At 68.1% G+C, this 24,160-nt stretch carries 15 protein-coding genes and 4 pseudogenes; 7 read left to right on the forward strand and 12 right to left on the reverse strand.

Annotation, left to right across the window (positions count from 1 at the left end; genetic code table 11):
• Positions 1-73 precede the first annotated feature (73 nt).
• The 3 genes from N4G47_RS10020 to N4G47_RS10030 form a co-directional block, all read right to left on the reverse strand.
• Positions 74-1,030 (reverse strand): FecR family protein, encoded by a 957-nt coding sequence (locus N4G47_RS10020; protein ID WP_475286846.1) that lies wholly within the window; start codon positions 1,028-1,030, stop codon positions 74-76.
• An 82-nt stretch (positions 1,031-1,112) separates the two neighbouring features.
• Positions 1,113-1,616: an RNA polymerase sigma factor gene (locus N4G47_RS10025; RefSeq protein ID WP_249843860.1), complete on the reverse strand. Its 504-nt coding sequence runs from the start codon at positions 1,614-1,616 to the stop codon at positions 1,113-1,115.
• 154 nt (positions 1,617-1,770) lie between these two features.
• Positions 1,771-2,697, reverse strand: a complete 927-nt coding sequence (locus N4G47_RS10030; RefSeq protein ID WP_475286849.1) for a LysR family transcriptional regulator — start codon at positions 2,695-2,697, stop codon at positions 1,771-1,773.
• Between the two features lie 150 nt (positions 2,698-2,847).
• Between N4G47_RS10030 and N4G47_RS10035 the strand changes: the two are divergent.
• The 3 genes and pseudogenes from N4G47_RS10035 (at position 2,848) to N4G47_RS10045 (ending at position 4,978) form a co-directional block, all read left to right on the forward strand.
• A pseudogene (locus N4G47_RS10035) lies at positions 2,848-3,713 on the forward strand (pirin family protein).
• 71 nt (positions 3,714-3,784) lie between these two features.
• Positions 3,785-4,465, forward strand: coding sequence for an isochorismatase family protein (locus tag N4G47_RS10040; protein ID WP_475286851.1), 681 nt, complete (start codon positions 3,785-3,787; stop codon positions 4,463-4,465).
• Positions 4,466-4,579: 114 nt separating this feature from the next.
• A complete protein-coding gene (locus N4G47_RS10045; protein WP_475286853.1) occupies positions 4,580-4,978 on the forward strand; it encodes an OsmC family protein in 399 nt (132 codons plus the stop codon).
• Between the two features lie 94 nt (positions 4,979-5,072).
• On the opposite strand, the gene N4G47_RS10050 is transcribed toward N4G47_RS10045, so the two are convergent.
• The 6 genes and pseudogenes from N4G47_RS10050 to N4G47_RS10075 form a co-directional block, all read right to left on the reverse strand.
• Positions 5,073-5,402 carry a hypothetical protein gene (locus N4G47_RS10050; RefSeq protein WP_475286855.1) on the reverse strand — a complete coding sequence of 110 codons (330 nt, stop codon included), beginning with the start codon at positions 5,400-5,402 and terminating at the stop codon, positions 5,073-5,075.
• A 98-nt stretch (positions 5,403-5,500) separates the two neighbouring features.
• On the reverse strand, positions 5,501-7,246 hold the full coding sequence (locus N4G47_RS10055) for a putative porin (RefSeq protein ID WP_475286857.1): 1,746 nt from the start codon (positions 7,244-7,246) through the stop codon (positions 5,501-5,503).
• Between the two features lie 42 nt (positions 7,247-7,288).
• Positions 7,289-7,953, reverse strand: a pseudogene (tolA, locus tag N4G47_RS10060) (cell envelope integrity protein TolA).
• A 39-nt stretch (positions 7,954-7,992) separates the two neighbouring features.
• Positions 7,993-8,406 carry an ExbD/TolR family protein gene (locus tag N4G47_RS10065; protein ID WP_005409874.1) on the reverse strand — a complete coding sequence of 138 codons (414 nt, stop codon included), beginning with the start codon at positions 8,404-8,406 and terminating at the stop codon, positions 7,993-7,995.
• 10 nt (positions 8,407-8,416) lie between these two features.
• Entirely contained in the window at positions 8,417-10,201 is a 1,785-nt protein-coding gene (locus N4G47_RS10070) for a DUF2341 domain-containing protein (RefSeq protein ID WP_475286859.1), read from the reverse strand.
• Between the two features lie 38 nt (positions 10,202-10,239).
• On the reverse strand, positions 10,240-11,856 hold the full coding sequence (locus N4G47_RS10075; RefSeq protein WP_475286860.1) for a ShlB/FhaC/HecB family hemolysin secretion/activation protein: 1,617 nt from the start codon (positions 11,854-11,856) through the stop codon (positions 10,240-10,242).
• Between the two features lie 201 nt (positions 11,857-12,057).
• Here N4G47_RS10075 and N4G47_RS10080 point away from each other — a divergent pair, with 201 nt between their 5' ends.
• Positions 12,058-12,393 (forward strand): hypothetical protein, encoded by a 336-nt coding sequence (locus N4G47_RS10080; RefSeq protein ID WP_475286861.1) that lies wholly within the window; start codon positions 12,058-12,060, stop codon positions 12,391-12,393.
• A gap of 177 nt (positions 12,394-12,570) precedes the next feature.
• Here N4G47_RS10080 and N4G47_RS10085 read toward each other — a convergent pair whose 3' ends face one another.
• Entirely contained in the window at positions 12,571-13,032 is a 462-nt protein-coding gene (locus N4G47_RS10085) for a hypothetical protein (protein WP_475286862.1), read from the reverse strand.
• Between the two features lie 103 nt (positions 13,033-13,135).
• On the opposite strand from N4G47_RS10085, the gene gspH reads away from it, so the two are divergent.
• From gspH to N4G47_RS10100, 3 genes and pseudogenes are all read left to right on the forward strand, one after another.
• Positions 13,136-13,582: a type II secretion system minor pseudopilin GspH gene (gene gspH, locus N4G47_RS10090; RefSeq protein ID WP_279923403.1), complete on the forward strand. Its 447-nt coding sequence runs from the start codon at positions 13,136-13,138 to the stop codon at positions 13,580-13,582.
• Positions 13,579-13,940 (forward strand): annotated as a pseudogene (gene gspI, locus N4G47_RS10095) (type II secretion system minor pseudopilin GspI). The gene gspH and the pseudogene gspI overlap by 4 nt, the downstream one beginning before the upstream one ends.
• A 34-nt stretch (positions 13,941-13,974) precedes the next feature.
• Positions 13,975-14,549 (forward strand): annotated as a pseudogene (locus N4G47_RS10100) (prepilin-type N-terminal cleavage/methylation domain-containing protein).
• Between the two features lie 219 nt (positions 14,550-14,768).
• Here N4G47_RS10100 and N4G47_RS10105 read toward each other — a convergent pair.
• The gene (locus N4G47_RS10105; protein WP_475286865.1) at positions 14,769-17,414 is read right to left on the reverse strand and encodes a filamentous hemagglutinin family protein; all 2,646 of its coding nucleotides are present in this window, start codon (positions 17,412-17,414) and stop codon (positions 14,769-14,771) included.
• Between the two features lie 52 nt (positions 17,415-17,466).
• Complete coding sequence (locus N4G47_RS10110) at positions 17,467-24,090, reverse strand: hypothetical protein (RefSeq protein WP_475286866.1); 6,624 nt, start codon at positions 24,088-24,090, stop codon at positions 17,467-17,469.
• Between the last annotated feature and the right edge of the window lie 70 nt (positions 24,091-24,160).

Genomic DNA, 24,160 nt, shown 5'->3' on the forward strand with positions numbered 1-24,160 from the left:
GCGGGGTGCAGCGGCTGCCCACGGTTTCTTCATGTTTTTTTCATGCGGCCGATTCGTCCACGCGCCGCCCCTATCACCACAGCACCATGGCACCGCCTGGCAGGCGCTGCACACGCAGGCCCGCCTGCGCGGCCACGGCATTGATGGCGGTTTCCGGCTGCTGTACGTGGAACAGGCCGCTGACCCGCACCTGCGCACCCTGCCCGCCCAGCACCCACACCGGTGCACGGCGATAACGCGCCAGATCGGCAATGGCCAGCGCGGCAGGGCGATCATCGATGGCCAGTTCGCCACGGCGCCAGGGCGCGATGCCTTCCGGCACACGCTGCTGCACCGGCAGCAGCCAACGGCCGTCACGGAACGTCCGCGCCTGCCCGGCGTGCAGGCGCTGAACGCTGCCGTCGCCCGGACGCACCTCGACCACGCCTTCGCTGACCTCGGTGCTGACGCTGTGGTCGTGCAGGGACACGCTGAATGCCGTGCCGATATCGTGGATCTGGCCGCCACCGGCGTCGACCCGGAACGGCCGCGACTCGTGGGCCACCTGGAACCAGGCCTGGCCGCGCAGCAGGCGCAGGCGGCGCTGCCCATCGTCGAAGTCCAGCGCCAGCGCGGTGCCCGCATCCAGCACGGCGGTACTGCCGTCGTCCAGCTGCACCACACGCGGGGCGTCGCTGCTGCGCAGGTCACTGCGCGCCAGCAACAGCGCGTGCGGTGCCGCTGCGACCATCAGTACCACCGCAGCCGCGCTGGCCAGCAGCCAAGGCAGCCGACGGCGCGGCGCGATCGGGCGCAGGCCCCGGTCATCGGCAGTTAGCGCCGGCAGCGCCGCCAGCACATCGGGCCCGGCGGCATCGAGCCGCTGCCAGAACGCCTGTTGCTGGCGCCAGGCCTGTGCATGCTGCGGATCGGCCTGCAGCCAGCGCTGCAGGGCTCGTTGCTGGCGATCGGGCAGCGGGCCTGCACTGCACCGGATCACCCAGCGCAACGCCTGCCTGGCCTGACGCGGCGAGGGTTCGGACGTGATCATGGTTGTGGCCTGCCGCACCACGAACGGGTGCACCTTCCTGTTGTGACAACGGCGGGGGCCATCTGCCCACGGCAATCGCGGCTCATCGGCGGGTTCCCTGCTGGTGCTGCTGGATCAGCAGCGCCGCGCGCAGCACGTACTTGCCGACCACGCTCTTGGAAATGCCCAGGCGGGCGGCGATCTCGCGCTCGCTCAGGCCCAGGTAACGGTTGAGCACGAAGCACTCGCGCACCTGCGCCGGCAAGGCCAGGATGGTCTGGGTGATCTCGCGCAGCTGCGCCTGGTCCAGCACGTGGGCCTCACCGTCGTGGCCGGCATCGGCCATGTCGGCGGCGTACTCGGCCATCGCGCGCCGCTCGCGGGCGTCGGCCTGGCTGCGGTTGAGCGCGTGATGGTAGGCCATCCGGTACAGGTAGCCGCGCGGCTCCAGGATCGGCGGATCGCCGGGCACGCTGCTGGCCTTCAGGTACAGGTTCTGCAGGGTGTCCTCGGTACTGGCCGGGTCGAGGTAGCGTGCGATGAAACGTGACAACGCACGGCGCTCGCGGATCAGCAGCTCGACCAGCGCCAGGGCATTGGGAGACATAGGTGCCAAGGCCGGACCGGGGAATGATGGGCGTGATGGCGACGGTCCGGAGGTGGATTGTGGGCTGCGCGGCCGCACGCGGCAAGCAAGGTTACGGGCATCCGCCGCGCGCAGCGTCAGGTTCGTAGATCCACGCCATGCGTGGACGGCAGGCCTACGGCTCGTCCAACGCCTCGAAACGCTCGGCCAGATAATCGATCAATGCGCGCACCGCCGGCAGCAGGCCGCGCCGCGACGGAAACACCGCATGCACGATGCCGTGCTTCGGTGCCCACTCCTGCAGCACCGGCACCAGCGCGCCACTGTCCAGTTCATCGGTGATCATCATCCTGGGCAGCATCAGCACGCCCACCCCGGCCACCGCTGCCGCTCGCAGCGCGATCATGTCATCGCTGACCAGGCGCGGCCGGTGATGCACGCTGGCCTGCACCTGATCGGGCCCGCTGTAGTCCCACACATGCAGCTGGCTGGGCGAGGCCAGATCCACCGTTGGAAGCACCGCCAGATCGGCCGGCACCTGTGGTGTACCCAGGCGTTGCAGCAAGGCCGGGCTGGCACTGGTGCACCAGGCCCGTCGTGCCAGCACGCGCACTACCAGGTCGCTGTCTTCCAGTGGCGGCGGTCGCACCCGGATGGCCACATCCATGCCCTCGCCCACCACATCGACGCGACGATTGGTGGCGTCCAGCTGCAGCGTCACCTGTGGGTGCAGGGCCAGGAAGTCGGCCAGCATCACGCCGATGCGTGCATGCAGGATCGCGATCGGGCACGCCAGCCGGATCGTGCCGCGCGGTTCGGCGCGTGACATCGCGATCGCCTCTTCGGCTGCTTCGGCCTCGACCAGCATCGCCTTGCAGTGGCGGTAATAGTCCTGGCCGATCTCGGTGACGGAAAAACGCCGGGTCGAACGCTGGATCAGGCGCACGCCCAGCCGCTCCTCCAGCAGTGCGATGCGCCGGCTCAGCTTGGACTTGGGCATGGCCAGGGCGCGCCCGGCCTGGGAGAACCCGCCATGCTCGACCACCATGGCGAAGTAGAACAGGTCGTTGAGGTCACAACGGCGGATATCAGCGATGAACATGGAGCGATCTCCTGCGGCGCGTGGCCTGCCGGCATTGTTCACTAGATAGGACTATGACGGCAAATATTGGCGCCTACCGGCCCAATCGTTGCAGCCCTATCGTTTCCGCAACGAACAACAGCGGCCGGCAGCCCCGGCCAGGAGATCGCCATGAAGCGCGTCACCGGTACCTACAGCGCCCCCGCCCGCACTGGGTGGGCGACGGATTCCCCGCCCGCTCGATGTTTTCCTACAACACCCACGGCCAGCACCTGAGCCCGTTCCTGCTGCTGGACTACGCCGGCCCGTACAGCTTTGCGCCCAGCGATACCCCGCGCGGGGTCGGCCAGCATCCGCACCGCGGCTTCGAGACGGTCACCATCGTCTATGAGGGCGAGGTCGCCCATCGCGACTCGACCGGTGCCGGCGGCACCATCGGTCCGGGCGACGTGCAGTGGATGACCGCAGCCTCGGGCATCCTTCACGAGGAGTTCCATACCCCGGAATTCAGCAGGCGCGGCGGCACGCTGGATATGGTCCAGCTGTGGGTGAACCTGCCGGCGCGCGACAAGATGGGCGCGCCGGGCTACCAGACCCTGCTCGACGCGCAGATCCCCTCGGTCGCCCTGCCTGACGGCGCCGGCCGCGTCCGTGTCATCGCGGGGCTGTTCGATGGCCACGCCGGCCCGGCGCGCACCCACACGCCGATGGATGTCTGGGACATCCGCCTGCTGCAGGGCCAGCATGCCGAGTTGCCAGTGGCCGAGGGCCGCACGCTGGCGCTGGTGGTGCTGAAGGGCGCGGTGCGGATCAACGGCGGCGCACCGGTCGGCGAGGCACAGCTGGTCACCTTCGACCGCAGCGGCGAGGACGTGTTCGTCGACGCTGACAGCGATGCCACCGTGCTGCTGCTCAGCGGCGAGCCGATTGACGAGCCGGTGGTGGGCTACGGCCCCTTCGTGATGAACAGCCAGGCCGAGATCGCCCAGGCGGTCAACGACTTCAACAGCGGCCGCTTCGGCCAGATCGCGCACTGAGCGCTTCGATGCGGCGGGCGATGACCCGCCGCAACCCTCGGGCCATCGCCCACCTTCCCCGGAGATAGACCATGAGTACCCCCGCCAACTTCAACGGTGCCCGCCCGGTGATCGACCCGGACAACGCCGCGATGCTGCTGATCGACCACCAGAGCGGACTGTTCCAGACCATCGGCGATATGCCGTTCACGGCCGTCCGCGCCCATGCCACCGCACTGGCGACGATGGCCACGCTGGCGAAGATGCCGGTGATCACCACCGCGTCGGTGCCGCAGGGCCCCAATGGCCCATTGATTCCGGAAATCCACGCCGCTGCACCGCATGCGCAGTACGTGGCGCGCAAGGGCGAGATCAACGCCTGGGACAACCCCGACTTCGTTGCCGCGGTGAAGGCCACCGGCCGCAGGCAGCTGATCATCGCCGGCACCATCACCAGCGTGTGCATGGCGTTCCCGTCGATTGCCGCCGTGGCCGATGGCTACCAGGTGTTCGCGGTGATCGACGCCTCGGGCACCTATTCAAAGATGGCCGAAGAGATCACCCTGGCCCGCGTGGTGCAGGCCGGCGTGGTGCCGATGGATACCGCCGCGGTGGCCTCGGAGATCCAGCGCAGCTGGAACCGCGACGATGCGCAGCAGTGGGCCGAGGTCTATACCAAGATCTTCCCCAACTACTCGCTGCTGATCGAAAGCTACCTGAAGGCGCAGGACGTGCAGAAGCATCACGAGCGGCTTGATTCGCAGCGCGGCTGAACTGATCTCGCATTCTGCATGGGGATGAAAGCCACAGGCATCCAGTTCCCGTACGATCGTACGGAGTGAGCGCCGTTGAGCATGGCTCGACGCTACAGACAGAAGGAGACCCCGATGGCTTACGCACGCGTTGTTTCGACCGCCGACAATTACCTGCACCACATCAGCAATGGCAGCTTCGATGTGGACGCGGACGAGCCCGCCTCACTGGGCGGCCAGGGCAAGGGCTTCGCGCCCTTTGATCTGTACCTGGCTTCGCTGGCGGCCTGTACGGCCATCACCCTGCGCATGTACGCACAGCGCAAGGGCTGGGACCTTGGGGAGTTCCATGCCGAACTGCGCTCGGAGCGCGACGCCGACGGACGCTTCCACGTGCACCGCGTGCTGCACGCCAGCGCCGGACTGAGCGATGCGCAATGGCAGCGCTTGCTGGAGGTGGTGGAGAAGACGCCGGTGACGCTGGTGATGCGTGAGGGTGCGCGCATCACCAGTGAGCGCGGGGCGACCGCGTAGCCCCATCCACGCATGGCGTGGATCCACTGTAGAGCCGAGCCCATGCTCGGCTCCGCAGCATGCCGCCGGGCATGGGCTCGGCTCTACAGGCCGATCAGCGCCGTGAGTGCAACACGGTGCGCTGGCGCATGGCGTTGAATTCCTGTTCCACCTGCTGGATGTCCTCGGCCTGGAAGCCGGCCGCATCCAGCAGCTGATCGGCCGCCGCAGCTGCCAGCGGATCGTCCTCACGCTGGCGCCAGCAGCGCGCCGGCAGGAAATAGCCCACTTCGCTGCGCCCGCGCATGATCACCACCGGCCGGCCCGCATACAGCAGGAACTCCGCCAGGTGCTGGCGCAGGCCCTCCACCGAGACGTAGGCCGGGCCGATGCCCAGCGACTGGCTGGACGGTTCGGGACTCTCGAACAGCTTGCGACGGCTCATCCACTCCTCCTTTTGAACAACGCGTGGTCTCCTCTCCTTAGACGGGCGCATCGCTGCGCCCCCGCCACGTGCCGCGTGACCGCCATCACGCCCACTGTCTAGAACCCGGTGTTGAACTCCAGCTGGAAGACATCGATCGACAGCGGCGCCCCGGACACCTCCTTGGCCGCCATCCACTTGCCGCTGATCCAGCTGCGCGCATCCAGCGCGTAAGCACCGCCCACGTAGTAGCCGCGCGCATTGGTGCCACCCAGGTGGAAGTTCGGATCGTTGTAGGCATCAGGCAGCGCGTCGGCCTCGATCCGCTTGTAACCCAGCAGCGCCTGCCACTGGCCCTTTTCCCTCAACTCGGTGGCGCCGAAGGTGGCCTGCAGCATCCACGCGGTATCGCCACTGCGGAAGGTATCGATGCTGGCGGCACCGCCGGCACCGTAGTTGTTGACGATGCCATTGTTGGCGCGGTTGAACATCGCCTGCTTGTCGTAGGCAAGATTGCGGATGTAGTCGCCGTCCAGGCGCAGTCCGACGCCCTGCGCCAGCTGCGTATCCCAGCGCAGGTTCAGCGTGGCCAGGCGGAATGCGGAGGCCAGGCCGACGTACTGCGGGGTTGGCGTGTTGGCCGGATCCAGCGGGTTGCGCGCGATGTCGCGGATCAGCATCAGGGTGTTGCCCTTCTGCATGAACGCCGGTCGCGACCAGTCGGTATCGCAGCCGTCGGCGCCGGCATACAGCAGGCACGGTGAGGACAGCCGGCCGCTGATGTTCTTGAAATCGTAGTAGCCGACTGCGGCGCGCAGGGCATTGTCTTCATTGAAGCGCCAGTTCACGCCCACCTGCGCGCCCGACAGCCACTTGTTCTCGTTGGGTGTCTTCACCTGGTTGCGGTTCGGCGCATTGTCGGAGGTGTACTCCAGCGGGACCACCGCAAGATTGCCGAACACATCGAGATCACCACCGTCGAAGTCGTACTTCAGGTTGGCGGCCAGGCCATCGAAGTTCAGATCGTTGGAGAACAGCGTGTCGCTGGTCCAGAACGGGTTGCCGAAGCGACCACCGCGCACCGTTACCCAGTCGGCCGGGCTGTAGGCCAGCCAGGCCTGATCCAGCCACACATCCTTCTTGCTCAGTCCGCCGCCCAGCTGTTCAGTGGTCGATACCGGGCCGTTGCTGCTGCCGCTGGCCAGGCGTACGCCGGCGGTGGTGTGCTGGCCGATGGTCGCCTCGATACCCAGGCGGGCGCGGATGCGCCACAGGTTGCGGCGATCCTGGCGGGTGTTGAGCAGCGGCGGCAGCTGCAGGTTGGTGTTGGTGTTGGTATCAAAGCCGCTGCCGGAATTGATCGCCGCCCAGTTGCTCACGATGTCGCTGTTGCGCTCGGAATAGAAGCGCGATTCGCTGCGCACGCGCATGTCACCGGTAACCTTGATCCGCTTGGTCCACTCGGCCACCTCGTTGGGTGCCGCCCAGCCTTCCGACTTCGCCTGCGCCATCACCTCCTGGCGCACTTCATCGCGGATGCCATCGCGCACGCTCTGCGGCACATAGGGCACGCGCACGTCGCCGGCCTCCAGCGCGACGCCGCCGCTGGCGGGGGCTCCGCTGGTGGCTGCTGTGCGTTGTGCCGCAGCGGCTTCAGCCTCGGCCTGCACCAGCAGCGCCTGGCCGTCTTCCGGCTTCAGCGCACCACTGGCAATCAGGCCCTTGATCAGCTTGACCATGGTGGTTTCGGCGGCCATCGCACCGGCCGGGGCAGCCAGGCTGAGCAGCACGGCGCAGCACAGCAGCGCCCGTCGGGCCGGCCGCGGGCGGCGGGAGTCGATTCGTGCGCGGTGGTGGTCGTTCATCACGGTTCTCATCGAAAGAAGGGAAATCACGGAAGTCGGGAATCAGGCGCCGGGACGGCGGCCCTGGATCAGCACGCGTGCGGGGAAATCGAGCGAGGGCGGCGGCGCCTGGTCGACCTTGCCGATGCGACGCAGGGCATCGAGCACGGCCGCGTCGGCCTCCTCGTTGCCACTGCCGCGCACCAGCTCGACCTTCTCCAGTCGGCCATCGCTGGCCAGCCACACATTCACCTGCAGCTGGAATGCCAGCCGCTTGACCTTGTCGTCGCGCGAGATCGCCTGCTGCATGAGGTAACCGAGGTAGCGACCATAGGTGGCATTGCCGGCGCCACCGCGGCCGACGCCGGATGAACCGCCGCCACTGCCGGACTGGATGCCGAAATTGTCACCGCCGGCCTGCGCGTCGGCGTTCATCGTCACCGGGTCGGCGTTGTCCGGCGTCGGCGTGGGCTCTTCAGCCGGCGTCGGCTGATCCAGCGGTTCCGGCTCGGGCATCGTTTCTTCCGGCGGCGTCTCCGGCTCCGGTGGCTTTTCCGGCGGCGGCGGTGGCGGCGGAGGGGTGGCGGCAGCGCCAGCATCGGCGGCTGCACCACTGGCCGGCGGGTGCTGGCCGTGTCCTTGAACAGCAGCCACCACACCGCGATGCCAAGCACCAGCAACGCGACCAGCACCAGCGCGACGGTCACCAGCAGCTGGCGACCGCGCATGCCGGGCTCCGGCCGAGGGGGTTGATGGGCAGTCATGCCTCAGCCCTGTGCCTTGCCGGTGACCAGGCCGACCTGGGCCAGCTCCAGCCGCCGCAGCAGGTCCAGCACCTCGACCACGCGGGCGTACTGCACCTGTGCATCGCCGCGCACGATCACCGGAAAATCCGGCGTGGTCGCGCGCTCGGTGCGCAGGCGGTCCTCCAGCTCGGCCATCGTCACCGGGTACGCATCCAGGAACACCTGGCCGCTGGGGTCGATGGTGATCGCCTTGGTCTTGGGCTTCTCCAGTGCCACGCTGTTGCTGGCCTTCGGCAGGTTCACCTCGATGCCGGGAATGGAGGCGTTGCTGGTCAGGATGAAGATCACCAGCACCACCAGCAGCACATCGACGAAGGGCGTCACGTTGATGCCCTTCTCGCGCTTCTTGATGCCGAACTTCGCCTTCTGGCCCATGGCGCGCCCCTCAGCCCTGGACCGCGGCGGGGCCGCGCCCGTCCTGCTCTTCGGCCAGGCGTGCGGCGAACTCATCGATGAACACGGCCATATCGGCGCCGATCGCCTCAGCGCGTGCGCCCAGATAGTTGTAGCCGAACAGTGCCGGGATCGCGACGCCGAGGCCGGCCGCCGTACACAGCAGCGCCGCGGCCATGCCTGGCGCCACCGAATTGATGTCCACCGCGCCGGCCATCGCCGCCACCACGAACACCAGCATGATGCCGATCACGGTGCCGAACAGGCCCACGTAGGGCGCGCCTTCGATGGTGGTCGACAGCCAGTTCATGCGGCGGGCCATCGCTTCCTGCTCGCGCACCATCACCGCATCCATCGAGGCACGGATCGCGGCGATGGTGGCGCCACTGAGGTAGCCGCTGTTGCCATCGCGCTGGTGGCGTTGCTGCATTTCGTCGATGGCCACCTGGTAGATACGCCACAGTGAGCCATCGTGCATCGCGGTTGGTGCCTTGCCCTGGCGGTCCATGTCGGACAGCGTGCGCAGCGGCACGCCGGACAGCTTGCCGAAGCTCTCGGTGAACACCGCATTGGCCTTGCTGGTGCGGCCGAAGTGGCGGCTCTTGGCGATCATGATCGCCCACGACAGCAGCATCATCAGGCCGAGGATGGCGACCACCACCCAGGCATCGAACGGCATCGCCTTGAGGATGAAGGCGAAGTGGCTCTGGCCGGCTGACTGTTCGTCGGCGCCGTAGCTGATCAGCCGCGAATCGGCGCCCTGCGCGGTGGCATCGGCCAGCAGCAGCGCCGCCGGACGTGCCACCCGCGAGATGCGCAGCTCATCCAGCGCGCCTTCGAAGTTGGCCAGCGGCTGCGCCGCGCCCGGAGCATCGGCGCCCACCACGGGGGCCGTGCCCAGCGCCGGCAGTTCGCCGCTCAGCTGTGCGACCACGCGACCATTGAGGTACAGCTGCAGTGTGCCCTTCTCTGCTGTCAGTGCAACGTGCGCCCACTGCCCTTCCGGAATCGGTTGCGCCGGCGTGCTGCGCTGGCCATTGAGCTGGACGAACGGCACGCGGTTCTCGATGCCCAGTACCAGCTCGGAAGCACCATCACGGCGAGCGTAGATTGCTTGAGCCGCATTATTGCTGCCCGGTTTGATCCAGGCCGAGATTGTCAGCGGCGCACCCGCCTCCTGCGCCAGCGACGCGCTGGCCGGCAGCGGCAGCGGACCCGCGCCGAGCTGCACGCCGCGGCCGATCACCGAGCCTTCCGACGGCGGCACCACGGCACCGGCATTATTGCCATAGGCAGTGGTGTCGCGTGCCGGTGCATTGGCCTCGGCAAAGTGATAGACCAGCGTGTAATCCGGGTCGAACACCTGTTGGCCGTTGCCGCTGGCTGGGGCCTTTTCATTCCCGTAGTACATCCAGATCGTCTGCGGCGCGGCGGCACTGACCGCCGGAACGTCCACCCAGACCAGGGCGAGGCCCAGCGTGGGATCGAACTGTTCAATCTGGTGGGCCAGCACGGTACGGCCATCAGCCGAGACGAAGCGCAGGTCGTTGCCCGCATCCTGGGTGCCGTCGAAGCCGAAGTTGCCGGTATGCAGGCGCAGCAGCAGCGGCGTGCGGCCAGGGTCACCGGCCAGGCCCGCGCCCTGCGGGCCGGCGTCGACGGTGATCGGTTTGCGGTATTTCCATTCGGCCTGCCACCAATTGGCATCGGCCGCAGCAGCAGGCAGCGCAACCAGCGCGGCCAGCAGCAGCAACACTCGGGAAAGCAAACGGTCCATGCGAAGGGTCTCCGGAGAACGCATGTTCAAGGGAAGGGTCAGTAACTGGTGCTGATGTTGAAATGCAGGCGCGGGTCGTCCTTGCGCGTGACCGGGCCATCGGCGTAGGGCCAGGCGTAGTCCAGGCGCAGTTGCAGGTGTTCGCCCAGGCGCAGCTGCGCGCCCAGGCCGACCGAGGCCAGGTTGTACTTGTCACGCTGCTCGGGCAGCGGCTGGCGCAGGCGCAGGTAGGCTGCGTCGGCAAAGCTGTAGACACGCAGGTCGGTGCCGCTCCACAGCGACCACGCCGGGGTGCGCCATTCCAGGCTGGCCAGGCCGCCGTAGTCGCCGATCGCCTCGGCCGACAGGTAGCCACGCACGGTGTACATGCCGCCGGCAGCGAACTGCTCGGCCGATACCAGCGGCGCGTCGGTCACCTGCAACGAGCCGCGCGCGTACCACTGCCAGTCGCTACCGAAGGTGTGGGTGTTGGCCACATCGGCCTTGAACGCCACGAAGCTCGGGTCGGCCCAGTAGCGCTTCTGGCCGAACGCGGTGGCGTCGCTGCCATAGCCGAACAGGCGCCGGGTGCCGGCCACCAGCTGGGTATTGATGCTCAGCTGGTCCTGCTCGCCCTGGCGCACACCGACGAAGCCCAGGGTGACCGGCGCGTACTTCAACGGCGTCTTCAGGCTGTCCTTGCCCATCTGCGTATCTTCTTCGGTGTCCTTGAAATCCACACCGAGGCTGAGCTGGCGCCACCAATGGCTGCTGCCTGCCAGGCGGTAGTTGAGCTTGACGCCGATCGAATGGCCGTTGCCGATCACATTGGTGCCAGTGCCGGTACCGACCTGGCCGCCTGCATTGAGCACGCGGCTGTCGGATTCATAGCCGGACGCTTCCAGGCTCCACGGCGTGCCCTCGAACGGCATCGTGTATGACGCCGAGAACACCTTGGCCTGCTTGGTATCTTCCGGCGCCATGTAGACGCTCACGCTGGCACTGTGCCCGCGCTTCCATAGATTGTCGTAGGCCAGCGACGCGCTCAGCCGCAGCTTCTCGGTGTCGGCGCTGTGGTCGTTGTTGAGCGCCGCACTGGCGCGCCACGGCGACTTCTCCTCCACCTGCAGATCCACGTCCATCGTGCCCGGCACCTGGCCCTCGCGCACCAGCGGCATCACCTGGCGGCGTCCGCCTTCGTTCAGCGCGGTCAGTTCCTTCTGCGCCTGGTCGAAATCCGGCACCTTGCCCTCGGCCAGCGCAGGCACGCGCTCGCGGATGCGGTCGGGGGACTCATGCTTCGTGCCCACCACGCGTAGCTGGCCGATCGGCGTCTGCTGCACTTTCAGCAGTACCACGCCGCCACTGACCTGCTGTTCCGGCAACTCGACATAGACCGACTGGTAGCCGGCCTGCTGGTACAAGGCGTTCACCGCATCGCGCGCCTTCTCGACATCGGCCAGGGTCTTGCCCGCGCCGAGGAACGGCTCCACCGCGCGTTCGATCTGGCGTGGGTCGAGTACCGTGTTGCCACGCACGATGTACTCGTTGATGTTGACGCTGGGCGCCGGCGCCGCGTTCTGCGCAAGCAGTGGCAGCGGCAACGCGGCCAGGGCCAGCACCAGCGGATGCAGGCGCAGCGTGAGGCGGTCGGCTCGGCACGGAACAGGAGTCATCGAAGGCATCGCGTCGTATCGAAGGGAATGGCCAGGGAGCGGCGCGTGGGTCTACCAACAGGACGTGTACGCCGCGTCAAAGCCGCCAACAGTTTTGTGACAGCACTGTCATCTTTTGACAGCGCCGAAACGCCTGCCGGCGGACCCTGCCTTCGCCACACGTCTTCATTGCAGAGCGTCGATTGCTGCGGGAGATTCGAGATGCGTGAATCGTTGATGGCGTGCCTGCGCGCCACCCTTACCCTTGCCCTGCTGCTGTCGCTGCCATCGGTTCGCGCCGACGAGGCGAAGAAGCAGAAAGAGGCCGCGCCCTGCATCGAAGTGCAGGTCAACGGCGAGCGCATCCCGGCGTGGGAGTGCCTGCAACGCAAGCTGGCCCCGCCTGCGAACGCGGCCAAACCGGCAACGCTGCCCGAGGCCGAACGCTTGATGCGGTTACCAGGAAACCAGCGCATGCAGTACAACCTGGAAGGCACGCGGCAGCGCATGGGCGATGCCCTTGGTCGCTCGGTGGTTCCGCAGCGACCTGCGCGCTGAACCCTCGCTCGGCAGGATTCTGTAGCGTCGAGCCATGCTCGACTGTTCTTGCAGGCGCAGCCGAGCGTGGCCCCGGCTTTACCGTGCGGCCGGCACGATGCCATCGGTCGGCAGGATTCTGTAGCGTCGAGCCATGCTCGACTGTTCTTGCAGGCGCAGCCGAGCGTGGCCCCGGCTTTACCGTGCGGCCGGCACGATGCCATCGGTCGGCATCGGGGGCAGCCCGGGGACCGGCAGGCTGCGCGACTGCCCGGCCTGTGTCAGTTCCACGGTACTGGCGCTGACGCTGGCCAGCACGGTAGACGGGCCCAGCCGTTGCCCAGGCGCATAGGCCTCGGCGGGCCGGCCATCCACCGAAAGCAACGCCAGCGGCGCGTGGTCGCCGGCCATCACGCCCAGCACGACAACGTCGGTCTGCACCGCGCCCGGTGAAAGCAGCCGCACCAGCGGCACGCTTGCAGCGGCATCGAAGGCGGGCCGTGCGGGAGGCCCGGCGTGCGCTTCGCTGGCGGCGGCCGCCGCTACCGGCGCGGCCAGGGTCACGCCCCAATAGACCACCACCGCCAGCAGCAGCGTGGCTGCCAACAGGGTCAACATCCGATTGCGATCCCAGCGCTTGCCATCCATGTTCCGCACCATCGACACCTTCGTGTACGCCCACGCTAGCAGCTGCCGCTGACGCTTTTGTTTCATCATGGACGCGTAGGCTGCCAAGCGTCGGCAAGGACAGGAGGCGATGTCGATGCAGCGCATTCCGCGCGGCTTCACGCTGCTGGAACTGATGGTGGTGCTGGTGATCATCGGCATCTGCACGGCCGGTATCGGCCTGGGGCTGGGCAGCCTGCTCGACCCCAGCCGCCAGCTGCGGCAGGAGGCTGAACGGCTGGCGCAGCGCCTGCAGGTGGCGCGCGACGAGGCGCGTATCGATGGCAGGGCCCTGCGCTGGCAGGCCGATGCCTCCGGCTATCGATTCAGCCGCCGCGACGGCGCCCACTGGGTGGACGTGCAGCGCGACGATCTGCTGCGGCCGCAACGCTGGCAGGCGGCGGGCGTCACGGTACAGCCCGCAACCGCCATCGAACTGAGCCCGGAGTGGATCGGGGTTCCCTGGGAACTGGCACTGTCGCTGGACGGCCGCAACGTGCGTCTTCGTGATGATGGCAGCGGACAGTTGCAGGTCATGCAATGAAGCGGAACGCGGGCGGATTCACCTTGATTGAAGTACTGATCGCACTGGCGATCGTGTCGATCGCGTTGGCCGCGGTGATGCGCTCGGTGGCCGTGGCCACCGACGATCAATCGCGCCTGCGTGATCGTCGCCTCGCGCTGCTGTGTGCGCAGGATCGCTGGCAGGAACTGCGCCTTTCCGGGCAGGTGCCGCAGCAGGGGCAGCAGCGCTGCGTGCAGGGCGCGGCAGCTTCCGGGTACTGCAACAGCTGGGGTCGGGCGCAGACGGGCAAGCGCAGCTGGAACTGAGCGTGGTTGCCGAGGATGCGCCGGCGCAGGCGCTGGCACGGCTGCAGCTGCCGTGGACATCGCCGCCATGAGACGCCCTGCCGGGGGTTCACCCTGATCGAGGTGATGATCGCGATCACCATCATGGGCGTACTGGCACTGATCTGCTGGCGCGCGCTGGACAGCGTGGCCAGCAGCGACCAGCGCCTGCGCCAGGCCGATGCCGAGACCACCACCGCGTTGCGGGTACTGCAGCAGTTCCAGCGCGATATCGAAATGCGCGCAGACGACGCGCTGATGAACGGTGCGGTGCGCCCTGCGGACCAGCCGCAGCGGCTGCTGCCACCTTCGCTGGCGAGCGAGCGGCACCCGGATGGCAGCTTCGCGTTGGAGATCACCCGCAGCGTGGGCAGCGACGGGCTGCGCTGGCAGCGGGTGCGCTGGTGGCGGCAGGGCAACACGTTGTGGCGGGCCAGCGGTGCAGCCACCGACCGGTACCCCTGCCGGCACCGGAGCCGTCGAAGGGCATTGCCGTGGCACGCGATGTACAACGGTTCGAACTGCGTGCCTGGCAGCCTGGTGCGGGCTGGTCGGCGTTGCCGGGCCAGGGCGAGGTGATGCCCGCCACCGGGCTGGAACTGCGGCTTGGGCTGCGCGATGGGCGTGGGCCGCTGAGCTACCGGCGGGTGTTGGCGTTGTAGGATTCTTCCCTGGCAACGCATCCACGCATGGCGTGGCTCTACCACCCTCCTGCCGCCGGGCGCACTCCTGCACCCGGCGGCGCCGTGTCGGTGGTCCTCACCGCCGATGGCCGGTCCCTGCCCTCCGTGCCGTCCTGGCTGGGGCCGCTGCCGTTCCGTGGCGGCTGGCCCGATGCTGCGTGTTCCTGCAGGGTGGTCGCATCCACGCAGGGCATGGATCTACCGGCGCTGCGTGCCCTCCTCGGGGTTCGCCTGCGGGAACTGGAAGGCGCTGTTGCTGTCGTAGCCGCTGCTGACCTGGGTGCCGCGCGCCGGCGGAGCGATGCTGCTGGTGCCTCCGCCAAAGCCCAGAATCTGCACACTGATCACCGACGGCTGGTTGCGCCGCGCATCATCCTGGCTCTTGCGCATCACGTCCTGTGCGGCCTGGCTGGCGCTGTTGGCCGCCGCACTGGCCGAGGCCAGCGCGTTGACGTTCACCGTGGCCAGCACCGGCAGGCCCTTGCTTTCGCCCTGTACCTGGATGTTGGCGGCGTTGAGCACCTGCAGCGCGGCAAGGTTGATGTTGCCCGACACACGGATGCCAGCCTCGCCCGCATCGATGGTGCCCAGCGGCGCGATCAGGTCGACGTCGCCCGGCGGCACTTCGGCAATGGGGTTCAACGTTGCGATGCCTGCACCGCTGACCGGGGCCTGCGGCGACAGGATCACGTTGCCCCAGCCGTCATAGACGCGCCGCGGTGGCGTGTACAACAACGTGGTCTGCGAACCACGACCGGCATTGATGTCACCCTGCTCCGACCAGGCCAGGATGTCTCCGCCGAAGGTTGTCATCACCCGCGACAGCCCCAGCAGCACGCTGTCCTGGCTGAACAGCCGGATGTCACCCTGCCCCTGCGTCACCAGCCCGGCACTGGCCGGTGGCACCACACCCTGCACACCGACCACGATCTGCCCGCCCGGCGCCATCAGCTCGATGTTGCCACCGGCTTCAGTACGCACGCCCGAACCGCCGTACATCACGATATCGCCGGTACGGTCGATGGCCGTTCCGGCAGCATCCTTGTCCGGCATCAGCGTGGCGATCGCCTCGCGCCCGCGCAGGTACGAACCGAAACGCGGGCCTTCGGCATCGGTGTACTCGCGCCCACCTTCACGCAGTTCGGCGTAGTAGACCTGGCGCAGGAAGATGCGCTGCTGTTCCTTCGGTAGCCGGTCGAACGCCGCCAGGGCATCGGCGCCGTCGGCAGCCAGTCCGAAGCGCTGCTGCAGCCACTGCTTCAACTCCTCGTCATAGATCTTCACCGCCTTGCCCGGCTGCGAGGCCAGCGATTGCGCCGGATCGGCCAGGTTGGCCGGATCCAGGTAGCGCGTGCGCAGTGCATCGAAATCAATGTGCTGGTTCCCTGCGGTCACCGCAATGCTCGCACCCGGCCGGGTGTCACCCTGCACGATACCGCCAAGACTGACGATGCTTCCCGCCTCTTCCTGGCGCAGCTGGCGGCCGGCGCTGACCTCGACATTGCCCGGGCCGGCCACCGTCAGGTTGCTGCGGATGATGTCCCGGCCGGCTTCGATCCCGCTGATATCGGTACCGCTGGTGTTGAGCGCGGTGACATCCGCGCTGATGACATCGCGACCGGCGCGCAGCTGTACCGCCGAACCCGCCTCAAACCAGTCAAATACGGTACGCCCGCTATTCTGGCCATTGCGCGAGAGCTGCCGCCTGCCGCCGCTGCCCAGCCCGATGATATCGCCGGCCACGGCATAGAACCGGCTGACCGCAGTCGGCGTAGCCGGCAACAGCGCGCCAAGCGCGGTGTTCGGACCGAACGCGAAGTACGGCAGCACGGTACCGGGGCTGGCCGCGTTCCCATCGACGGATACATTGCTGCGCAGGGTTCCGGCGTTTCCGGGACCCTGCGCGATGAAGCCGGGATCGAACGGGCCAGGGATGCGGGCATCACTGCTGGAGCGTGCGATCTGTGTCGCCCGGTTGGCGGCCAGGATCGATCCTCCCGCCAACACCTCCAGCCGTCCCGACGCCGAGGGCGCCAGCAGGATGACGTCCTGGGCATCGGGCACACTGCTGCTGCGCAGATTGGCGAGATTGATGTTGCCGGAGGCTGCAATGGCGGTGAACCGGGAGGGATACAACCAGTAGTTGAGATAGATGTCGCCATTGCTGGCGTTGTTTTCGACCACCTCCCTGGCCTGATTGCTGCCGCTCGCATGCTGCGTGCCCACCAGGCCCGGCGAGAGATTGCCGCCGGCGGAGAACAGGTCCAGCGCGGTGCGCGGCGTCCATAGCGAGAACCAGCTTGTGCCAGACGCGCGGCTGCCATCATCCAGCACGATGGTGTTGAAATTGGCCACGGGAACCCGGCCTGGATCGGCGGCACTACCCAGCACCACGTCACCGCGTGCCTGCAACTGCGCGGTTGCGTCGCCCAGCACCAGCACCGGTCCGGCCATCGCAACCGGGCTGTCGGCCACCAGCGGATCCTTCAGGCCCAGCTGCCCATAGCTGGCCTGGATCGCACTGAGGCCACCGATGCGCGCAGCGTCGATGCGGGTATTGCCACGAACATTGGTCACCACGCCATTCACATCCAGGTCCTGCTGATCCGATGTGCTGCCACGACTGCTGGCACGCAGGCCCGGATTCAGTGCGCCACCGCTGCGCAGGGCCATGTCACCACCGCCGGTGACATGCAACTGGCCATCGACCACGCGCCCGGTTGATCCGACCGCGACCGAAAGCGCACCCGAGTGCGGCGAGATCTCGTATCCCAGCGCGTTGCCCATGCTGTCCAGCATGCCCATATGGCGGCCTGCGTCCAGGCTCAGATTGCCGCCCCCCAACGTCCCGAACCCGGTGAAGCCCACCAGGCGGGGGTTGCATCCAGTTCGGGCCTCACCGTGCTGTACGTTCCGAAGTTGATCCACCAACTGGTCGGCGTCTGCACGACACCGCCGGTGGTGCCCGACCCCTGCCGCCACAACCAGTTGCCCACCGCTGCGCTTGAGTGGCCAGCCTGGTCGCGCTGGACCGTGCCCGATTCCGCGCGGAAGCTCCATGTATCGCCGATGATGTCGCGCCCCGCCTCGATGCGCAGATTGCCCCCTGGTCCGGATACCACGCCTGGTAGCCGGCGAGGGCCGCGTCGTAGGCCCCGGAGGCCTGGGTCGAACCGAGCAGCAAGGTGTTCTCCGGCTTCGGTGCGCGCGCCGCGTTGAAGCGCGGATCGCTGCCATCACCCAGATGGGTGGGCGCACCCGCGGTGTAGACACCGAAGCCGGACTTCATGCGCACGTCCTGCGCGGCCAGCAGTGCCAGATCACCCTTGCCGGTACGCAGCACGCTCCAGGCCGGCGCGCCCAGGCGCTTGCCGTAGGTGGTGACTTCGGTAAGCGTACCGCCGCCGTAGCAGTAGCCGGTGACTGCACATATATCTTCCTCGGACATGCCCATCTCGGCGCCAAGTTCCGATGCAGGTCGGCCGACCCAGGACTCGTCTCCCCACCACATCAGCGAACCCTCCTTGTCCACCAGGCGCGGCGCCGCGCCGCAGAACGGTCCCAGTTCGCAGATGTCACCTTCAGCGACACCCAGCATTTCAGCCGCCTCCCGCGGCGACTTGCCGACCAGACTGTCATCTCCCCACCAGAACAGCGAACCTTCCAGGTTGACGACACGATCGCCTTTCCATTCCGTCGTGGTGGTCACCGTACCGATGGTGCTGTAGTGGCTGTCGGCGAGCACGATGCTGCCGCCACTGCCCCAGCGGCGCGTGCGCGGATCGGCAGACGCCGTATCTGCACCGGCCACCGCGGTCAGGTCCCATGACGTGGTCCCTTCGGGCAGCATCGCGGCCAGCGCCCAATTGCGCCCCTGTCGACCGCTGGCGTCGGCCACCCGCAGCTTCACCGGAGCGTCGCCAGCCAGTTCCACCTTGGTCATCGAGGGGATGACGGCACCGGCATGCAGATCCAGTGCGCCGGAAAGCTTCATTGCAATGGGCAGTGCGACACCGGCCGGCCACACCTGGGCGACCACCGGCGCCGGCGTGCGCAGGCGGAAGCCGGCACCCAGACGTGCGCCTGCCTGCAGGGTGAGCGCCTGGGCCAGCACGGTGCCTGCTGCCAGCACCTGGCCGCCATCGGTGGTCACCGCCGCCCCCAGCACGCTGCCGGCGGGCAGTGTGAGCTCTGCCGACAGTGTCATAGCCGCCGGCAGCACCGTACCGGACGGCAGGGTCAGCGCCTGGAACGGGAGCGCGTAATTCAGTGTCGCACCGGCGCGGAACTCGGTGCCACTCTGGAGCTTGACCCCCTCACCGGGCACGATCAGATCGCCGCCAAATGCGGTGTTCGGCGAGCCTGCGCTGCGCCCCTCCAGCAGCACCCAGCCGTCTTCATCCGGGTTGGCAGGCGGCGGCGCGAATCCGTCGTTGATGCTGCCGTAGACGTTGATATCGCCCTCGGCACGCAGTACCAGCGCTGCCGACTCGCCGAATCCACGGCGTGCAGGATCGAGACGGTTCGACTGCGGTCCGTAGCGGTAGCCGGACAGATCGATATCGCCGGCCACCACCAGGTCGCCACGCGGATTGTCACTGCTGGTCCGCGCCACCAGCTGCACACCGGGGCGCAGTCGGTAGCTGCCCAGCGCGGCGGTGCGCTGCTGCAATCCGGTATTGGCCAGCGCGGCGTTCATCCACAGGCTGTTGTCCGGATCCACCACCGTATCCAGCCATTGCTGGTTGATCACCTGCGGACGATGGCCGTGCACGTCTGGAGCGCTGGCCAGCGGCGCCGAATCATAGCTGCGGAAGGCGTTGACCTGGAGGTCGCCGGCACCGGCAATGCGAATGCCGCTGGCCACCTCGATCGCTGCATCGTTGCTGCCCACGCGGGGCACGTTGAGCTTGACGCTGCCGCGTGCGCGGCCGTCGTTCTGGCCCGGGCCGCTACCGGTGGCCACCGAAGTGCCGGCGCGCAGGTCCATCGAGGCAGCCGCACCCAGCTGCAGGCTGCCGTTGGCCGAGGTCAGTTCGATCATGGCCCGGTTCGGGCTGTCGATGATCTTGCCGTAGCTGTCCACGCGCAGGCCGCTGCCGTGCGCATCCAATGTGCCATCGATACGCAGCACATCGCGGGCCGACAGGCGGATGCTGCCGACCTGTTCGCCACTGGCATCGATGCGGCCCGAGACCTGCAGGCTGCCGCCATCGACGCTGATATCGACATTGCGGGCTTTCACCTCATCGCCGATCAGCAGGTCGCCTTCACGCAACTGGAAGGTCCGGCCACCGGTGATGCCACCGGCGGTAAGCCGAGTGTTCAGGCCGGAGAAGTCCTGCAACTGGCGTGCACGCAGCACCAGCTCGCCACCGTCGTAGGGCACTTCGGTGCCACCCGCGTCGTAGCGGCCGCTGGCGCCGCCCAGCAGGGTCCCGGCCAGATCGACGCGGCCGCCCTGCGGGCCCAGCGCAGCGACGGTCAAGCGGCCACCGCGGTTGTTGCGGGCGGAAAGATCGATACGCGACCCGGCGTCGGCAACGATGTCACCTTCGCGGCTCGTCAGCGCCACGTCGCCGCCCCAGCTGTACTTGTCCACGTCGAACAGGCTGACCTTGCGTCCGGCCATGTCCAGCACCGCGTTGCTGCCAAGCGCCACGTCCTGGCGTGCGTTGGCTTCGAACCGGCCCGACGCCAGCGCCAGCCGGCTGTCGATGCCGATCCGTTCGGCCGTGATCGACAACTCTGCACCCAACGCATCGCTGCCCGTGGTCGCCGCAGCACCGCGCAGCTGCACCGTTCCGCCATTGCGGATGGCCAGCTGCGCACCCGCGTTGCCGGTCAGCAGCGGGGTGACGATATCCAGCGCGCCGCCGCTGAACTGCCAGCCGCCGCCTGCCACGTACTCGCCCTGGCGCTGGAAGACGTCCAGGCTGCCCTTGCCGGAGAACAGCATGCGATCCGACGCCGCCAGCGTAACGCCGGCGAAGCCGAGCACCTGGCGATCTGCGGCCACCGATGAGCTGGGCCGGGTGAAGGGCGCACGCCCCAGCTCCAGCACCCGCGTGTTGATCTCCAACTGCCCTTGGCCAAGCCGGCCCACCATCGCCTCGCCGGCTGGTTGGGTCTGCTCACCGCCGGCCAATGCGGTGCCGGCCAGCGTGCCGTCCCAGACCAGCGTATCGGCGAAGATGCGCGCGCGGTCGGTAGCGGTGCCGTAGCCGTGAATGGCCGGTGCGCCCAGCACCAGGCTGCGCAGACTGCTGCGGCCGGTTGCGCCCTCACGGGTGTCCAGGTCCACGCTACCGAAGACGTTGATGGCATCGCGCGCGGTCAGGCTGAGCGCCTCCAGCGCCGGTGCGCCGGTGGCGGTGTTTCCGCGCAGCAACCGCTGCAGCACCTCCTGGTTCATGGTCATGCCGGGCGGCAGGCCACCGGCCGCCGTTGCCGCCGCAATGGCTTCGGCACTGCCGAGATTGAGGGCCGACATGCCCAGGCCGAGCTGGCGCGTGCCATAGCTCACCGCGTCGCCAATGTTCAAGGCGCCGTCGGTGACCACATTGATGCTGCCCGCCGACAGCAAACGGGTCTGGCCATTGCAGTCCACCACGCATCCGCCGATGTCGATTGCCACCGGACCGGCGGCACTGCCGCCCTGCGCACTGAGCGCCGTCAAGCGCTGGTTGGACACGGCAAGCAGGCCGCCCGACACCAGATAGGGCGCCGTGGGCTGCGCCACGCGCGAGGGATCGGCCGCGGTCAAGGTATCGATCGAAGCGCCCTGCTCGACCCGGATTCCGTTGCCCCCGAACGCGGCCGACAGCAGCACTTCCTGCGCCGTCAGGTTGACGCCGTTGCGCACCACGATGTGCTGCGCGCTGCCCTCCAGCGAATAGGTCGTCGCGTCACGCCGCAGCACGCCGCCGATCAGCATCGTTTCCGGGCGGAACGCATTGAGCGCCGAATCGAAGAGGGTGGCGCCGCTGCCGCTGCCGGCACTAGCGCCCTGGGTGACAATCTCCAGCATCGCCTGATTGGAAGCGAGCAGATTGACCGAAAGCGTGCCGCCCCGTCCGTCATTGCTGCCGGCGTTGAAGCGTGACACGCCCTGGAAGATCGCGGCTGGCACGCTGGAACGTCCGGCGCCATCACCCAGCACCAGGTTGAGGTTGCCGGCGTCCGTTGGCCGCCAGCGCAGCGCTTCACCACGCCGCTCGGCCACGCCCTGTACGAACGCACTGTAGGGGGTCTCGTTGTAGCTGGCATGGCGGCGCACCACATCCGCCGGCGTCAGCACCAGATCGGTGAGCAGCGATGAGACTGCACCGCCCAGGCGCTGCGCCTGGTGTCCACTGACGCGCCAGGAGCCGGTGCCGGTGGCCACGGGCTGCCGGCTGCCGACGGCGCTCTCAGCGCCGACTTCGACGCGGAATGCGCCCTTCTGCAGTGCGTAGCTGGCCGGCAGCAGCGTGTAGGTTCCCGCCGGGAGGCCGGGAACCCCGGCAGGAATGACAATCTGCTGGCCAACGCGCGGATCGGCGCTGCCGTCAGCGATCGCCTGCGGCGCCTGCGTGTCCGAGCGCCCCGGCATGATCGCGTAAACCGCATTGTCACTGCCGCTGAAGCGGTAGCGCGGGTTCGCATCCGCCAGCGCGTGCCGCAGGATGTCCACCGAACCGCCGCGCCCGGCCACGAATGCGGCACCGGACAGCTCGCCGCCGCCAGACACGTCCAGCACGCTGCCCGCCACGCCATTGAAGGCGTTGGCCACGATGTCGATACCGATCGGGATGTTGGTCGAGCCGGGGCCCAGCACATCGAAGTCGGCACCGTTGCGGCGCCAGCCCACACCATCGACGGTGCCGCCAAACGGCAGTTGCAGGCCCGCTCCACTCACCGATGTCACGCTGCCTGCAAGCAGGTCGACGCGGCCGGCCACATTGGCGTTGAACTGCCGGCCACCGAGCTGCACACGGCCCCACGGTGCCTGCACGTTGCCGCCCTGCACCACCGTCTCCGCCACCAGCTCCAGGCTTCCGAACGCAGAGTCCGGTGCCGGTTGCGTGCCGCCTGCAACGCCATGGATGCGCAGCACGGCGTCGGGGTTCTGCCAGAACGGCTCGCCTGAAGGTCCGATGTCGGGGACGCCGGCCACGATGCGTCCCTTGGCCCGGGCCGCCGGGTACAGGCGTGCGGCGCTGATATCGATCGAGCCCGGGCTTGCCAGCGTGGAGACCAGCGAACTGCTGGCGACCGGGGCCAGCATGCGGATGTCACCGCTGCTGCGCAGCGCGACCTGATCGAAGCCCGCCAGCCAGGTCACATCGCGCAGGTCGATCAGATCTGCACCCACCTCCAGGCGATGCTGCCGGCCGGCGTCGAGGGGCGCCTCCAGCGGGCGCAACGTGCCTTCGCCGGCCGGTTGCCACCAGCGGCCCTGCGCAAGGCGGACATACGGCGCGGCCAGTTGCAGGCGGCCGCCCTCGCTGCCACCCGGGACGAAGCCGAGGTAACGCTCATTCAAGCCCTGGATGCGCAGGCTCTGGTCCATGCGCAGATTGACATCCCCTTGCGCACGGATGTCACCGAACAGGGCCAGATGATCGAAACCACCGGCCTCGATCTGCTCCACCGACAGTGCCGCATGGCCGTATTCAAGGCGTGCAGGCAGGTCCGCCGTCTGCGCGGCGTGCTGGGTCAGTGAGATCACCCGCGGTGCCAGCACGTCCTTGCCGTTTGCCGTCCTGCCGTAGGTGCCGCCACCGAAGGCAACCCCCAGGGTGCCGCCGCGCGCGCCGTCGCCGCCGGCCGCTGCGTCCAGTTCACCCTGCAGGTACAACGCATTGCCCGCGCGCAGCACGATGCTGCCACCATCGCTGTCCACGCGGGTGCGCCCGCTGCCATCGATATCGAGCAATCCCGAAGCACCGGAAGCGTCCAGCCGCGCACCGCGCTCCACCACCACGAAGGTATCGGGCGGCAGGTGGCGTACGTTGTCCTGGTCTTCCCAGTCCAGCGCGCCCCCGATCTCGATCGTTCCGCCCTTGCGCACCTGCCCGCGCAACGTCCCGCGCGCGTCGGCCAGCGAAACGGTATCGCCACTCACGTCCAACAGTGCGCCGTCGGCGATCGTCCACTGGCGCTCGCGGCGCGCATCACCACGTACACCGGATGGATCAAATGCCTCATCCAGGCGGATGCGGCCGCCGGCCGCCTTCAGACGGCCGGCCACACTCAGGTTGCCGGCGCTGAACAGTTCGATCGACTGGCCCGGGTCGACCTCGATCCCGGCCCCCTTGCCAACGCGCAGGTCGGCCGTGGACAGCAGATGCCCGGCGCGCAGTGTCAGGCTCGCGCCGCCACGCTGCGACACGCGTCCGCGGGTCGGATCGGCTTCATACAACGATGGCATCCAGGCCTGTACGCCCTGCTCGCGGGTCAGGGCCTGCAGTGCGCCTTCGGCCAGACGCAGCGCAGGTCGCTCCACCTGCAGCTGGGTGCCCTCCTCAACCGTCATTCCGTTGTGTCCGGCGATGTCATAGCCGGCAAAACCACTCCTGAACAGCGCTGCCTGCAGTCGCAGCGAG

The sequence above is a fragment of the Stenotrophomonas sp. GSD10 genome (assembly GCF_056172695.1).